Source organism: Flavobacterium sp. UBA5153, assembly GCA_002413745.1.
Lineage (GTDB): Bacteria > Bacteroidota > Bacteroidia > Flavobacteriales > Flavobacteriaceae > Flavobacterium.
The window spans coordinates 42,883-57,644 of the sequence record DHXP01000026.1; the positions used below are offsets into that span (position 1 = coordinate 42,883).

The following is a 14,762-nucleotide window of genomic DNA, read 5'->3' on the forward strand; positions in this document are numbered from 1 at the left end:
GAACTAAATGAAATATACAGCGGCATTATACCAGAACGATTGGACTAAAACATATTAACCAATGGTATAAATTAATTGTCTATATTTTAACCGGTTTCTCGGCAGTAAAGATTAAATACAATCCTAACAAGATGAAAGGAATACTGAGCCATTGTCCTGTTGAAAACAAGCCCAATGCACTTTCAAAACCACCTTGGCTCTCTTTTACATATTCCACGACAAAACGAATGGACCATAAAAGCACTAAAAATATTCCAAGTAAATAACCTGATTTTTCTCTTGCTTCCGTTTTCCAATACAAGAAAAACAATATCGCAAAAACAAAAATGTAACAAAAAGCTTCATATAACTGTGCAGGATGTTTGGCAGGAACTTGTTGAAGCAATCCTGCAAACTGTGGATTCGTGGCTATGGCATGATAAGCCTCTTTTGGTGTGGACAAATGAGTTGCATTTACTGCATCTCTTGGACTGAACTGATCCCTAACAAATCGAATTCCGAAAGAGGATGTGGTCTCTTTTCCAACAATTTCAGAATTGAAAAAATTCCCTAATCTAACAAAAACAGCACCACTTGACACAGGAATCACTATTCTATCTAACATCCATAAGAGCGACTTTTTCATTATTTTTTTGCTAAAATAATACATTGCGATTATAATCGCGATGGCTGCACCGTGACTTGCCAATCCTTGATAACCGGTAAATTGAAAGTTTGGATCAAATCGGAAAGGTAAAAATATTTCTAATAAATGATTGCGAAAATATTCCCAATCATAAAACAAGACATGGCCTAATCTGGCTCCAATCAATGTGGACAAAACGATCCAAATAAATAATGAATCCAATTTTTCCAATGATTCATTCTCCCGTTCGAATATGTTTTTCATGATGTACCAGCCCAAACCGAAAGCGATTACAAACATTAAGCTGTAAAAACGAATTACAAAAAAGCCCAAATCAATACCTTCTGCCGGATTCCAAATTATGTTTAAAGCGTGTGTCATTATTTTCTTTATTTAGTTGTAAAAATACATTTTTTTGTTTCGGGTTTCAAGCATTAATTCGAGAAAAAACCTTTTGTTAACAGTGTCTCATTTAAGAATGAAAATTTTTATTGCCGTAGGATTAAACTTTTGAATTTAATTTTTTTAAACTTAATGTTTATGATCGCATTTCTTTGGAGGAACTGGGTCGTAACCTGTTTTTCCCCAAGGATGACAGCTCAATATTCTTTTCGTTCCCAAAAAACCACCATAAAACAAGCCGTGTTTTTGCAAAGCCTCAATCATATAACTTGAACAAGTGGGCTCGAATCTGCAAGAAGATGGTGTGAAAGGGGAAATAGCGGTTTGATAAAAGCGAACTAATAGTACAAAAGGAAATATTAAGATTCTTGAAATTGTAATTTTCATTATTACTGAATGCTAAAATTCGTACCGTCTTTCCCGTCTTTTAACTGAATTCCCAAAGCAATCAATTGATCTCGGATTTGGTCAGACATTGCAAAGTCTTTATTGGTTCTGGCTTCATTTCGCATACCAATTAACATATTAACAACACCTTCCAGTTTTTCGTTATTGTTTCCAACCGCTTTTTCGTCTTTTAAACCTAAAACGTCAAAGACGAAAGAATGCATCGATGTATTTAGTGTTTTTAAATCTTCCGCAGTTAGTGTCGCCGAATTACCTTTTAATAAATTGATAAAACGAACCCCTTCAAACAGTTGGGCAATCAAAATAGGACTATTGAAATCATCATTCATGGCATCATAACAACTCTGTTTCCAACTTGAAATATCAAGGGTAGAAGTGGTTTCGGGCTTAATTTCTTCCAATCCATCGACGGCTTCCATCAATCTGTAAAATCCTTTTTCAGCAGCAAGAATAGCGTCATTTGTAAAGTCAAGATTGCTTCTGTAATGTGCCTGAAGCATAAAAAATCGTGCGACACTTGGAGAAAAAGCTTTACTTAAAATTGGATTTTCACCAGTTATTATTTCTCTCGGTAAAATATTATTTCCCGTTGACTTGGACATTTTTTTTCCATTCAAAGTCAGCATATTGGCGTGCATCCAATAATTTACGGGCGTATGGCCTGTACAAGCCTCGTTCTGGGCAATTTCGCATTCGTGATGAGGGAATTTCAAGTCCATTCCGCCACCGTGAATATCAAAATGATCTCCCAAATATTTGGTGCTCATTGCGGTACATTCTAAGTGCCATCCCGGAAAACCATCGCTCCAAGGTGAAGGCCAACGCATAATATGTTGGGGTTCGGCTTTTTTCCAAAGGGCAAAATCTTGTGCATTTTTTTTATCTCCTTGACCGTCCAAATCTCTTGTATTGGCCAACATGTCATCAATGTTTCTGCCACTTAATATGCCGTAATTGTTGGTTTTGTTGTATTTCACAACGTCAAAATACACTGAACCATTGACTTCATAAGCAAGTCCATTCTCAATAATTTTCTTGACGATTTCAATTTGTTCAATAATATGCCCAGTTGCTGTTGGTTCGATACTCGGTGGCAAAAAGTTGAATAAACTCAATATATCGTGAAAATCAACGGTATATTGTTGAACGACTTCCATTGGTTCCAGCTGTTCTATCCGTGCTTTTTTTGCAATTTTATCTTCGCCATCATCAACGTCATCCACAATGTGACCGACATCGGTAATATTTCTGACGTAACGTGTTTTGAAACCCAAATGCAAAAAATATCTGAATATCACGTCAAAAGACATAAAAGTTCTTACATTTCCCAGATGCACATTGCTATAAACCGTAGGTCCACAAACATACATTCCCACATTTCCTTCGTGAATTGGAGTGAAAATTTCTTTTTCTCCCGAAAGAGAATTGTATATTTTTAAGGTTTGGGTTTTGTATAAAGGCATTTAAGTTTATTTTTGATTTGAAGATGAAGCAAATCATCAATTAAGCAATAATTAGAATTTAGTTTCTAATTTAATATAGTCTAAGAGTTCTCTTCGAGTTTGTTCATTTTTGAATTTCCCTCCAAATTCAGAGGTTACCGTGCTACTTTCTATATCATTTATTCCTCTGGAATTAACACATAAATGTTTTGCATCGATGATACAAGCCACATCTTCAGTTCCAAGGGCAATTTGAAGTTCTTGTACAATTTGCATCGTTAAACGTTCTTGAACTTGGGGTCTTTTTGCATAATATTCCACAATTCTGTTTATTTTTGATATACCAATCACTGCTCCTTTTGATATATACGCAACATGGGCTTTTCCTATGATGGGAAGTAAATGGTGTTCGCAGGTTGAATAGAGCGTAATGTTTTTTTCTACCAGCATTTCACCGTATTTGTAACCATTTTCAAATATGGAGGCATTTGGTTTTTTGGCAGGATTTAAACCGCCAAAAATTTCTTTTACAAACATTTTGGCTACACGATTCGGCGTGCCTTTTAAACTATCGTCTGTCAAATCCATTCCAAGAGTAAGTAGAATGTTTTCGACATCTTTTTTTATTCTCTCAATTTTTTCTTCATCGGTAATATCAAAAGCATCATCTCTTACTGGGTTTTTTGCACATAAACTAATATGATTGTTTCCTATTTCGTCATGAAATTCTTCGTTGTTTATCATTAAAAGTTATTATTATAGTGAGTATATGTTTTTAAGGGGTAAAGATAATTAATAAATGCCAAAGAATTTCCATAGCATTCAACATTAATTGAAGCATTGTCGTTGCCAAAATTCTTTTAAACGAATTGTTTTATTTCGAATTATAAACCAAAATTGCTGCTTTTATGATTTGCACCGCACGAATTAAATCTTCTTTTTTCAAGACATAAGCAATTCGAACTTGGTTCAATCCAACACCTGGAGTTGAATAAAATCCTGCGGCTGGAGCTAACATTACAGTTTCTCCATCTAAATCATAACTTTCAAGCAACCATTGTGCAAAATCATCGGTGTTGTCAACCGGTAGCTGAGCGATACAATAAAAAGCGGCTTTTGGAGTGGTTACTACAACACCTTCTATTTTATTTAATTCGGCGATTAGGGTATTCCTTCGTTCTTTATATTCAGTAATTACTTCGTCAAAATAACTTTGAGGCGTGTCTATTGCAGCTTCGCAAGCAATTTGTTCAATAGTTGGAGGACACAAACGAGCTTGGGCAAATTTCATTGCAGCGGAAATAACCTCTTTGTTTTTAGTCACCATGCAGCCAATACGTGCTCCACACATACTGTATCTTTTGGAAACAGAATCAATCATTATCACATTTTGTTCTATTCCTTTTAAGTTCATCACAGAAAAGTGTTTGTCTCTCTCATCGTATATAAATTCACGATACACTTCATCTGCAATCAAAAATAAATCGTGTTTTTTTACCAATTCACCCAATTGATTAATTTCGGATTCCGAATATAAGTAACCTGTTGGATTATTAGGGTTACAAATTAAAATAGCTTTGGTTTTTGATGAAATTGTTTTTTCAAATTCTTCAATTGTTGGAAGTGTAAATCCACTTTCAATATTAGAAATTACTGGTACCACCTTAGCACTTGATTCTTCTGAAAAGGCACTATAATTAGCGTAAAAAGGTTCAGGAATTATTACTTCATCTCCCGGATCCATAATACTGCCAAGGGCAAACAAAAGAGCCTCAGAACCACCTGTAGTTATCATTATATCTTCATAACCTACTTTTACCCCTTGTTTAGTGTAAAATTGGGCTAGTTTTTTCCGGTAACTTTCGTATCCCGCCGAAGGACCATACTCTATGATGTCTAAATCAATATTTTTTATCGCTTCGATGGCAATTTCTGGGCTTTTTATATCAGGTTGTCCTATATTTAAATGATAAACCTTATGGCCCTTCTTTTTGGCTATTTCCGCATAAGGAGCCAATTTTCGAATTGGCGATTCGGGCATTCTTCGACCTCTAATTGAAATTTCAGGCATATTTGTAAAATTTGATGCAAATTTGCAATTTTTTTTCGAATTTAATGGAGTCAACAGTCTTATTTGTCTTTAAATAGACATTATCAGTCTATATTTTTTGTAACTTTATAAAAACCATTTCTGATGAAAAAAATAATCATTTTATTTTTCCTTTTCATTTGTGGCTTGCCTATTTTGGGACAAGAGGGTTTTTTGTTTGAAAAAAATGTCGATAAAGTAATTATTCCTTTTCAATTTATCAATAATTTAATTTTTATTCCCATAAAAGTCAACGGAATAGAGTTGAACTTCTTATTGGATTCCGGCATCGAGGAAACTATTTTATTTAGTATGGAAGACAAAAAAGAAGTCAGTTTTTTTAATGTCGAAAAAATAACCTTGCGCGGTTTGGGTAGCGAAGAATCTATTGAAGGGTTAAAATCGACTAATAATGTACTGGAAATTAATGGCGTGAAATCCACAAATCACGTATTGTACATTGTTTTAGATCAAAGTTTTAACTTGTCGTTCCATGTGGGGATTCCTGTAAACGGAATTATAGGATATAATTTTTTTAAAAAAAATTTAGTGGAAATTGATTATAAAAGAAAAAGAGTTATTGTTTATAGAGATAATAAGAAAAACAGAAAAAAAACAGAAAAGAAATTTCATGAAGTTGCCATTACCATTGAAAGATCAAAACCTTATATTACCAGTAGTGTGGTTATGAATGCTGTCGATATTCCTGTTAAATTATTAGTGGATACCGGTAATAGTGATGCCATTTGGCTTTTTCAAAATTATTCAAAATCGATAAAAGTACCGGCAAAAAATTTTGAGGATTATCTGGGGAAAGGATTCAGTGGTGATGTTGAAGGGAAGAGAGCCCAAATATCTAAATTTACAATGTCTAAATTTGAATTTCATAATCCCATCGTTGGTTTTCCGGATACGACCTCGATACGAAACGTTAATATGGTTACGGATCGTGCAGGTTCAGTGGGATCTGAAATTTTAAGAAGATTCTCGGTTGTTTTTGATTATCCCAACCGACAACTATTTTTGAGGAAAAATGGTGATTTCTATTCTCCTTTTAGTTACAATAAAAGTGGCATCGAAATACAGCATTATGGTTTGAAATGGGTTCAGGAAACCGTTCATCTTGAAACCGTTCCAATAATAAAGTCAGGCAATCTTGTTTTGAAAGAAAAAGAAGCGGATAATAATTTCAAGTATAAATTTGAATTAAAGCCGGTTTATATAATCTTAAATGTTAGAAAAAATTCTCCTGCAGCATCTAGTGGGCTGCAAAAAGGAGATGTTATAGTCAGTATTAATAAAATACCTGCTTATAAATATACCTTGCAAAAAATCAATTCGATTCTAAAATCAGAAGAGGAGAAGTGGATAACCATTGAAATCGAAAGGGAAGGCCAAATTCTTAAATTCAAATTCCAATTGCTAAACGTGTTATAATAAAAGCTTCTTAAAGTCAATCAAGAAGCTTTATTGTTAGATTCAATTTAGTGTTAATCAGCAATCACGTCACCCTTTATTTTCAAGGCAACTCTTCCTCCTTCATAATTCACGGCATTCGATTCAATAGAGATGGTTTTTCTGATAGGGCCGGGGGCCATATTATATTTAATGCCAATTTTTCCGGTTTTTCCGGGCATAATTGGTTCGGTTGGTTTTGTGGGAACGGTACATCCGCAAGTAGATAGCACACTGGAAATAATCAAAGGCATATCACCCGTATTCGTGAATTCAAAAGAGCGAATGCCATTATCCGTTTTTTTGTTAATGGTACCATAATCTATCGTATTATCTTTCGCTTTAAACTCAATCTTTGCGCCAGATTGAGCAAAACCCAAACTGCTTATGAATACGATTGCTATTAGAATGGCCGTGTTTTTCATCTTAATTTTTTTAAATTCAATAAGTAAATATACTTTTTTTTAATTTATGGACAATTATTTATTTCCCTTTTTATACTGTACTTAATTATTTACTTTTGTGCCTTATACGTTTTACAAAAATCAAACCAAAGGATATTTTTGGTTTTAACAGTTGCTTTTTATGACAATTCCTGCACAATTCGACGCCAAAACCATTGAAAATAAGTGGTATGACTATTGGATGAAAAATAATTATTTTCATTCGGAACCAGACCAAAGAACGCCATATACCATCGTAATTCCACCGCCAAACGTGACTGGAGTTTTGCACATGGGCCACATGTTGAACAACACCATTCAGGATGTTTTGATTCGAAGAGCGCGTCTTAAAGGCTTTAACGCTTGTTGGGTTCCCGGAACGGATCACGCCTCCATTGCTACTGAAGCCAAAGTTGTGGCCAAATTAAAAGCCGAAGGAATCAATAAAAATGATTTAACACGCCAAGAATTTTTGGCACACGCTTGGGAATGGACGGATAAATACGGTGGTGTAATTCTGGAACAACTCAAACAATTGGGCTGCTCTTGCGATTGGGAAAGAACAAAGTTCACGATGGATCCTGATATGTCGGCATCGGTGATTCGTTCTTTTGTTGATTTGTATAACAAAGGCTTGATTTATCGTGGCTATCGAATGGTGAACTGGGATCCGGAAGCCAAAACCACTTTATCCGACGAAGAAGTAATTTACGAAGAACAACAAGGAAAATTGTATTTTATAGAATATGAAATCCTCCCCCTAGCCCCCTCCGAAGGAGGGGGAGTGAGCAACATAAGCGAGCAACTTGTGTCTGGAACTTCTTCGGAATCGGCTCCCTCTCCTTTGGAGAGGGTCGGGGAGAGGATAACTATTGCCACCACACGTCCCGAAACTATTTTCGGAGACACTGCCATTTGCATTAATCCAAATGATGAACGTTTTGCTCATTTGAAAGGAAAAAAAGCGATTGTGCCCATTTGCGGCAGAGTTGTCCCAATTATCGAAGACGAATATGTCGATATCGAATTTGGAACGGGTTGTTTGAAAGTGACTCCGGCCCACGATATGAATGACAAAGCTTTGGGCGAAAAACACAATTTGGAAATCATCGATATTTTCAATGAGGATGCGACTTTGAATAGTTTCGGATTGCATTATCAGGGAAAAGATCGTTTTGTAGTTCGTGCCGAAATCGCCAAAGAATTAGAAACTATTGGTGCTTTAGCCAAAACAGAAACCTACCTCAATAAAGTGGGAACTTCTGAAAGAACCAAGGCCGTAATCGAACCTCGTTTATCGGATCAATGGTTCCTGAAAATGGAAGATTTGGTAAAACCAGCCATTAAATCTGTTTTGGTAGATGGTGAAATTAAATTGCATCCAGCTCGTTTTAATAATACGTATGCCCATTGGTTGAATAATATTCGAGATTGGAATATTTCGCGTCAATTATGGTGGGGACAACAAATTCCCGCTTATTTTTATGGTGATGGAAAAGAAGATTTTGTGGTTGCCGAAAATATTGAGGATGCTTTGAAATTAGCTCAAGCTAAAACATCAAACTTTTCACTTCTCACTTCTGACTTAAAACAAGACGTTGACGCTTTGGATACTTGGTTCTCCTCTTGGCTATGGCCAATGTCCGTTTTTGGTGGAATTATGGATCCTGAAAATGAAGATTTCAAATACTATTATCCAACGAATGATTTGGTTACCGGTCCAGATATTTTGTTTTTCTGGGTGGCGCGAATGATTATTGCTGGTTATGAATATACAGGCAAAAAACCATTTACAAATGTGTATTTGACCGGTTTGGTTCGCGACAAACAAAGACGCAAAATGTCTAAATCATTGGGGAATTCACCGGAACCATTGGAGTTAATCAAAAAATTTGGTGCCGATGGAGTTCGTATAGGATTGCTTTTGAGCGCTTCGGCAGGAAACGATATTATGTTCGACGAAGAATTATGTAACCAAGGAAAAGGGTTTACCAATAAAATTTGGAATGCCTTCAAATTGATAAAAGGCTGGGAAGTTTCAGATGCAATTCCGCAACCGGAATCTTCGAAAGTGGCGATAGAATGGTACGAAGCGAAGTTGCAACAAACGCTTTTGGAAATCGAAGATAATTTCGAAAAATATAGAATTTCCGATGCTTTAATGGGAATTTACAAACTGGTTTGGGACGATTTTTGTTCTTGGTTCCTCGAAATGATAAAACCGGCGTACCAGCAACCCATTGACAGTTTAACTTTGGCGAAAGCCGTAGAAATGTTGGAAAACAACCTGAAATTATTGCATCCGTTTATGCCATTTTTGACAGAGGAAATTTGGCAAATTCTTGCCGAAAGAACTCCGGAAGAAGCGTTGATCGTTTCGACTTGGCCGGAAATGAAACCATTTGATGCGGGATTAATTACCGATTTCGAAAACACAATCGAAGTGATTTCCGGAATAAGAACGATTCGTAAAGACAAGAACATTCCGTTCAAGGATACGATCGAATTGCGGATTGTAAACAACGACAAGGTTTCGACTTATTTTGATGCGGTGGTAACCAAATTAGGGAACATCACTTCACTGGAATATGTTTCCGAAAAAGTGGATGGCGCTTTGTCTTTCCGTGTGAAATCGAATGAATATTTCATCCCGATTACAGGAAACATCAATGTGGAGGAAGAAATTGCAAAACTGACTGCAGAGTTAGTGTACACGCAAGGATTCTTGAAATCGGTTCAAAGTAAATTAGCCAACGAGAAATTTGTGGCTGGTGCGCCAGAGAAAGTTTTGGCAAACGAAAGACAAAAAGAAGCCGATGCACTTTCTAAAATTGCTACATTGGAGCAGAGTTTAGCTGGGTTGAAATAAGAATTCTTATTAGTTTATAAAACACCAAACCCGACCCGTTTTTTAAGAGGGGTCGGGTTTTTAGCTTTTATTGACCTTGGAAAGTGTTAACGTTTTGCAGATTTACTGTTAGTGGTACGTGGATTATTCGTCAAGTTTCTTTTTATTTACTAACTGAGTAAAACTTTTTGCAGCGTTTGTAAAGTCAGACGGCATAAGAATTACTGTTGTTGTGTTGTTGTCAATACCAATTTCAGAAAGCATTTGCATTCGTCTGAGTTCGAGTGCAATCGGACTACCTTCCATTACCTTTGCTCCCTGTGTTAATTTAATTGATGCCTCTAATTCTGCTTCTGCTTTCACAATCCTTGCTCTTTTTTCTCTAATAGCTTCTGCTTCTCTTGCCATTGCTCGTTGCATCGCTTCTGGAATTTCAACATCTTTCATCTCAACCATTTCAATTTTGATTCCCCAAGGTTCTGTTGTGGTGTCAACAATTTTTTGAAGGGTTCCATTTATCTGTTCTCTTTCTCTTAAAACTTCGTCAAGTGTATGTTGTCCGATAATGTTTCGTAAAGCAGTCACTGAAAATTGATAAACAGCTTTGTTGTAATCAGCAACTTTAATTATTGCGTCTTCGGGATTTGTAATCTTAAACCAAAGAACTGCGTTCACTTTAATTGTTACGCTGTCTTTTGTAATTGTCTCTTGTTGTTCAAGGTCAACCGTTTTTGTTCTAATGTCAACCCGTTGTTGTCGATCTATTAGAGGTATTATCCAATAAATTCCGGGTCCTTTTATAGATTGAAAACGCCCAAGTCTGAATATAACTGCACGTTGGTATTCTTGTGCAATACGAAGTCCTGATATAAGTATTAAGATAATGATTCCGATTATTTGTATTAGTGTCATAATGTTTGTTTTTATGTTTAATTGTTTAGTGTCGTTGTTGTATTCTTGTCATTATCATACCACTAACTCGCATATAGGTGTGATAAAATCATACAAAGCCACCCAAAATAGGGTATATATAGGTGACAAACGTCACACATTATTTTAATTCAAATATATAAAGAAAATATTACAAATCATTGAAAAACAATAATTCTAAAAACAAAAAAAATCCGTGTTGCCACGGATTTAAACTGTTGTCAATATTTTGTGGTTTAACTCAACAAAAACAGAAAAATCAGCGGGAATATAATTCCTGCCAAAGCCAGTTTCCAACCTCTTTCCTTGAAACTGAATTTCCCTGCTTTTACCATAAAAGCTCCGGTTACGGCAATGGTAATAAGACCTAAAGCAAAAATATCAGAATAATAAATCCACCAATTGGAGTCGTTTTTGTGAATGTTTAAAATCTCATTGATAAAAGGGGTTTTGTTATAAGTGGTGATTTCACCTTTTCCTGTTTTGACATCAAATTTGACATCATTTTTTTCAAAGGAAATTTCCAACTTTCCCTCTTTTACCCTTGACCTTCTAAATTCATCATTGACGCCTATTTTTTTGCCCAAATCTTTGGCGAAATCTTCATTTATCAATTTTTCATCCTTTGGGAAACTATAAGAAACCGCTTTTGTTGCCACGGTATATTTATCGGGATGCCAACTTTTCCGGTGGTTTTGAATGATTCCAGAGAGTGAAAAGGAAATAATTAATCCGATGTAGAAATAGCCGAAATCCCGATGTAGGTTTCTTAGTTTGATTTTTTTCATAATTTTAGTTTAGTTCATTGGACTAGCTTTTGATTGAAAGGTTTAATTAAAATTTTTCGGCTAAAATAATAAAACTAAAGTCACTTGTATCACTTTTATTTCTTTGGGGCATTAATCAAATATTGATAAATTAACTGTTTTTCATTATCGGTGATTTTTGCCTTTTTTTGCATTTCATTCAGGTTTACCACCCATTCTTTTTCATTATATTTATTAGGTAAACGTAAATGATGACAAGCGGCGCATTTGTTTACATAGATTGTTCTGCCTTTTTTTAAATCTTCAATTGGTACTTTTTCTGTACCAGTTATAGGTTGGTAAAGTTCCGTTGCACAAGAAAATAACAATAATAATGGGGCTAAAAGGAAATATTTTTTATACATGATTTTTTGTTTTAGAAGGAATAAGAAAATACGAGACGCATATCCATTTTGGTGAACTCATCAAGATTTAATTCTGTCGTTGTTGTTGGGTTTTTTAATCCTGCTATTTGTGGTGAAACCGAAAGATTTACCCAGAATTCATCAGTGTTGAAAGCTACTGTAGGTCCTGCAAATAATGCGGAATGAGTGAAACTATCGTCTTTAATATACACGTTTCTATTGATGATTTCTGCACCTAAATTCCAGTTTTTATTGATTTCGAAAGCAAAACCATAATTCACATCATATTTTAATGCTGTAGCTGTAACTACTTTTCCATCCATGGTTGTGGTTTCCCATTCTGGCTCGAAAGTAAGGTTTAAGGCGTGTGTTGTTCTGCCAATTTTTTTATCCAAAATAGCTTTTAATTCAATTTCTAATTCATCGGTGGCAACCGTAAATTCCGCATAACCGGCAAAACCAATTCGGTTAGCAACAGGATCAGAAAACTTGTATTTCCATTCATTTGAAATTGATATTTCTGTTGGTGTCATTACAATTTCTCCAGTTACGTTATCGAAATAGGCTTTTTGTTTGGAGTTCAAATAAAACGAAGTTTGCAAATTAGAACCCAAACCCACTTCGTATTCCACACGATTTTGAATTTCTCGGTAATAGTCTTTTTTGCCTTGTAGAACTGTTGTCCAAACTTCCAATTCTTTTTCGCCTTTATTCAAAACGGAACTTTGGTAGGTGTAATTAAAAACTCGATCTTGAGCCATCAAACTCATTGTGCTTAGAATTAAAAATGCGGAGATTAGAATACTTTTTTTCATTTTTTTAAATTTTAAATTGGTATTTGATTATTGTTTGTTTTTAAATTTATTCTCTTTAAGGGCTATGATAACTATCGGTTAGTGTTTTAAGAAATGCAACTAAATTTTGTTCCTCTTCATTAGTTAATTTTAGATTTCCTAATTCATCTTTATTTACATTTTCTAATACTTCTGGGGCATCAAATTCGCCTGTATTTAAATCTCGGGTATTATAAAAATGAACTACTTTTTCTAAAGTAGTGAAAGAACCATTGTGAAAATAAGGAGCTGTTATAGCTATGTTTCTTAGAGTTGGAACTCTGAATTTTCCGTTATTTGACGATTGTAAAATAATGGCTCCAATTCCTAAATCAACATAATTAGCTCCCATATTGTTAGTAGCTTGTGTGTGAAATGGATTGGTTTTGTTTTTTGGAACTCCAATATTATCATAGGTAAAATCGGTGAATAAGACTTTTCGTTGTATTGGATCAGGGTCTGTTACATGACATTGCGAACACATTGCTTTTCCTTGAAATATTACTAAACCTTTCTTTTCTTCTAATGTAAGCGTCGCTCTTCCTTGTAGATAATAATCGTATTTTGAAGTAAATGGATTGACTTTTTCCGAACTTTGAAATTGCGATAAAGCATCGGCGACATACGATAAAATATCACTTTCGAAAATTGAATTTCCATAAAGGTTTACAATCTTGGTGTAATAAGAAGCTTTTTTTATTTTTGCTACAACATCGCTGGTCGAATTATTATTCATTTCTAATGGATTAAGCATCGGATGAATAAATTGTTCCTGTAAATTTGGAGAACGGCCATCAAGAAATAATCCGCCTACAAAAGTTTCATCTACTGAATTATAATATCTGCTTGGCGAAAAAACATTGTAGGCTAAACTTGGTGCGTTTCTGTTGCCAAAAATTGATTTTACCGCTCCTTCAGAAATAGCTCTGTTTTCTGAATCACTAAAACCTTTCTCAGGTGAATGACAGGAAGCGCAGGATTGACCAACTGGATTAGAAAGATTAATGTCATTAAAAATTTCTTGTCCTAAATTTATTTTTGTATCATTGGCAGTTGTGTATTCTTCCGTTTCGTTGGTGCAACTTGCAAAGAGTGTTATTGATAATAGGCTAATTAAAAGTAATTTCGGTTGCATCTATTTAGATTGATTATGAATAGTGCAAATATAAAAAGCATTTCTGATTCTACAAAGATTATTTAGACTTATTATAAATAATAATTTATAAAATTTGTATTCTGCTGAAATACAGAATTATATAAACAAAAAAACCTTGCTCTAATAAGACAAGGTTCTTTGGTTTTTATAAAACGGTGAATTTTTTATTTGCTTTTCTTCAGCGTATAGCTACTAGAACTTGGTTTTCCTTGTTGAATTCCAGAGATTTGAATTACGATGCTACCATTTGGATTATAGGAATAACTGATTTTTTTAGGATAATCATTTTTTGGATTTTCGAAAACCAATTGCTTTTCAATTTCGGGTTTATGAAGAAAAGTTACGGGTTCATCATTATTTTGTCCTCGAATAGTGGAAACATACAAAAGATTTTCGCCCTTTTGTTTCAATTGGATTGTTTCATAATGCAGCGTGTCTTTTGCTTTTATGAAATAACTTGCGCCATCATAAACGCTGTCGTTTACTTTTTTCCAAGTTTCCAATAGATTGCCATCGGTCGAATTGTTCTCCCATTTTCCAGGAAGCCAATCGGCAACTACTATTTTAGTAGCGTTTCTTGATTTTTTGCAAGAAGTTAGAGATAAAATCAGAATGAGTATTACAGCTATTTTTTTCATTGAATTGTAAATTGAAATGTTCTTGTTTAACAAGTGCGAAATTAGGAAAAAGATCGCAATTAGCCCAGATAGAAGTGTAAATCCTTTTTTGATAAAACGGCGAAGCAAGTTTTATTAAAAGGCTGAGTTCGTTTATTATTAACTCGTTGGTTGCAATTATTAAATTTTTAGAAATAAAAAAATTGAAACGCATAGTTCCGATAGCTATCGGAACATAGAAAAAAGATTGAGATAGACCAATTCTTGGTTTTCTCATAGACTATGTTTTCTAAAATTAAGTGAAACGACTAAATAAAATTATAGGTATAAGCGTTTAGTTCGC

Annotated in this window: 14 protein-coding genes; 2 read left to right on the forward strand and 12 right to left on the reverse strand. The window is 34.6% G+C overall.

Going from position 1 to position 14,762, the window contains the following annotated elements; translation table 11 throughout:
• Positions 1–79 precede the first annotated feature (79 nt).
• The 5 genes from lgt to B2145_RS05735 all read right to left on the reverse strand — a co-directional run bounded on the left by lgt (position 80) and on the right by B2145_RS05735 (position 4,948).
• A complete protein-coding gene (gene lgt, locus B2145_RS05715; protein ID WP_291099479.1) occupies positions 80–1,006 on the reverse strand; it encodes a prolipoprotein diacylglyceryl transferase in 927 nt (308 codons plus the stop codon).
• A gap of 150 nt (positions 1,007–1,156) precedes the next feature.
• On the reverse strand, positions 1,157–1,414 hold the full coding sequence (gene yidD, locus B2145_RS05720) for a membrane protein insertion efficiency factor YidD (protein WP_291099482.1): 258 nt from the start codon (positions 1,412–1,414) through the stop codon (positions 1,157–1,159).
• Between the two features lie 2 nt (positions 1,415–1,416).
• Positions 1,417–2,898: a cysteine--tRNA ligase gene (gene cysS, locus B2145_RS05725; protein WP_291099485.1), complete on the reverse strand. Its 1,482-nt coding sequence runs from the start codon at positions 2,896–2,898 to the stop codon at positions 1,417–1,419.
• Positions 2,899–2,949: 51 nt separating this feature from the next.
• On the reverse strand, positions 2,950–3,621 hold the full coding sequence (gene folE / locus B2145_RS05730; RefSeq protein WP_291099487.1) for a GTP cyclohydrolase I FolE: 672 nt from the start codon (positions 3,619–3,621) through the stop codon (positions 2,950–2,952).
• Between the two features lie 130 nt (positions 3,622–3,751).
• Positions 3,752–4,948: a pyridoxal phosphate-dependent aminotransferase gene (locus B2145_RS05735; protein ID WP_291099488.1), complete on the reverse strand. Its 1,197-nt coding sequence runs from the start codon at positions 4,946–4,948 to the stop codon at positions 3,752–3,754.
• Positions 4,949–5,071: 123 nt separating this feature from the next.
• Here B2145_RS05735 and B2145_RS05740 point away from each other — a divergent pair, with 123 nt between their 5' ends.
• Positions 5,072–6,403 carry a PDZ domain-containing protein gene (locus B2145_RS05740; protein ID WP_291099490.1) on the forward strand — a complete coding sequence of 444 codons (1,332 nt, stop codon included), beginning with the start codon at positions 5,072–5,074 and terminating at the stop codon, positions 6,401–6,403.
• A 53-nt stretch (positions 6,404–6,456) separates the two neighbouring features.
• Here the strand turns inward: B2145_RS05740 and B2145_RS05745 are convergent, their stop codons facing one another.
• Positions 6,457–6,846, reverse strand: a complete 390-nt coding sequence (locus tag B2145_RS05745; RefSeq protein ID WP_291099491.1) for a DUF1573 domain-containing protein — start codon at positions 6,844–6,846, stop codon at positions 6,457–6,459.
• Between the two features lie 160 nt (positions 6,847–7,006).
• Here B2145_RS05745 and B2145_RS05750 point away from each other — a divergent pair, with 160 nt between their 5' ends.
• On the forward strand, positions 7,007–9,733 hold the full coding sequence (locus B2145_RS05750) for a valine--tRNA ligase (protein ID WP_291099494.1): 2,727 nt from the start codon (positions 7,007–7,009) through the stop codon (positions 9,731–9,733).
• 123 nt (positions 9,734–9,856) lie between these two features.
• Here the strand turns inward: B2145_RS05750 and B2145_RS05755 are convergent, their stop codons facing one another.
• The 6 genes from B2145_RS05755 to B2145_RS05780 form a co-directional block, all read right to left on the reverse strand.
• Positions 9,857–10,624: a slipin family protein gene (locus B2145_RS05755; protein ID WP_291099497.1), complete on the reverse strand. Its 768-nt coding sequence runs from the start codon at positions 10,622–10,624 to the stop codon at positions 9,857–9,859.
• A gap of 254 nt (positions 10,625–10,878) precedes the next feature.
• Entirely contained in the window at positions 10,879–11,430 is a 552-nt protein-coding gene (locus tag B2145_RS05760; protein WP_291099499.1) for a PepSY-associated TM helix domain-containing protein, read from the reverse strand.
• A gap of 95 nt (positions 11,431–11,525) precedes the next feature.
• Complete coding sequence (locus B2145_RS05765) at positions 11,526–11,813, reverse strand: cytochrome c (RefSeq protein WP_291099501.1); 288 nt, start codon at positions 11,811–11,813, stop codon at positions 11,526–11,528.
• A gap of 11 nt (positions 11,814–11,824) precedes the next feature.
• A complete protein-coding gene (locus B2145_RS05770) occupies positions 11,825–12,628 on the reverse strand; it encodes a DUF6662 family protein (protein WP_291099504.1) in 804 nt (267 codons plus the stop codon).
• Positions 12,629–12,683: 55 nt separating this feature from the next.
• On the reverse strand, positions 12,684–13,781 hold the full coding sequence (locus tag B2145_RS05775) for a cytochrome-c peroxidase (protein ID WP_291099507.1): 1,098 nt from the start codon (positions 13,779–13,781) through the stop codon (positions 12,684–12,686).
• Positions 13,782–13,966: 185 nt separating this feature from the next.
• Positions 13,967–14,440: a DUF6265 family protein gene (locus B2145_RS05780; RefSeq protein WP_291099510.1), complete on the reverse strand. Its 474-nt coding sequence runs from the start codon at positions 14,438–14,440 to the stop codon at positions 13,967–13,969.
• Positions 14,441–14,762 lie beyond the last annotated feature (322 nt).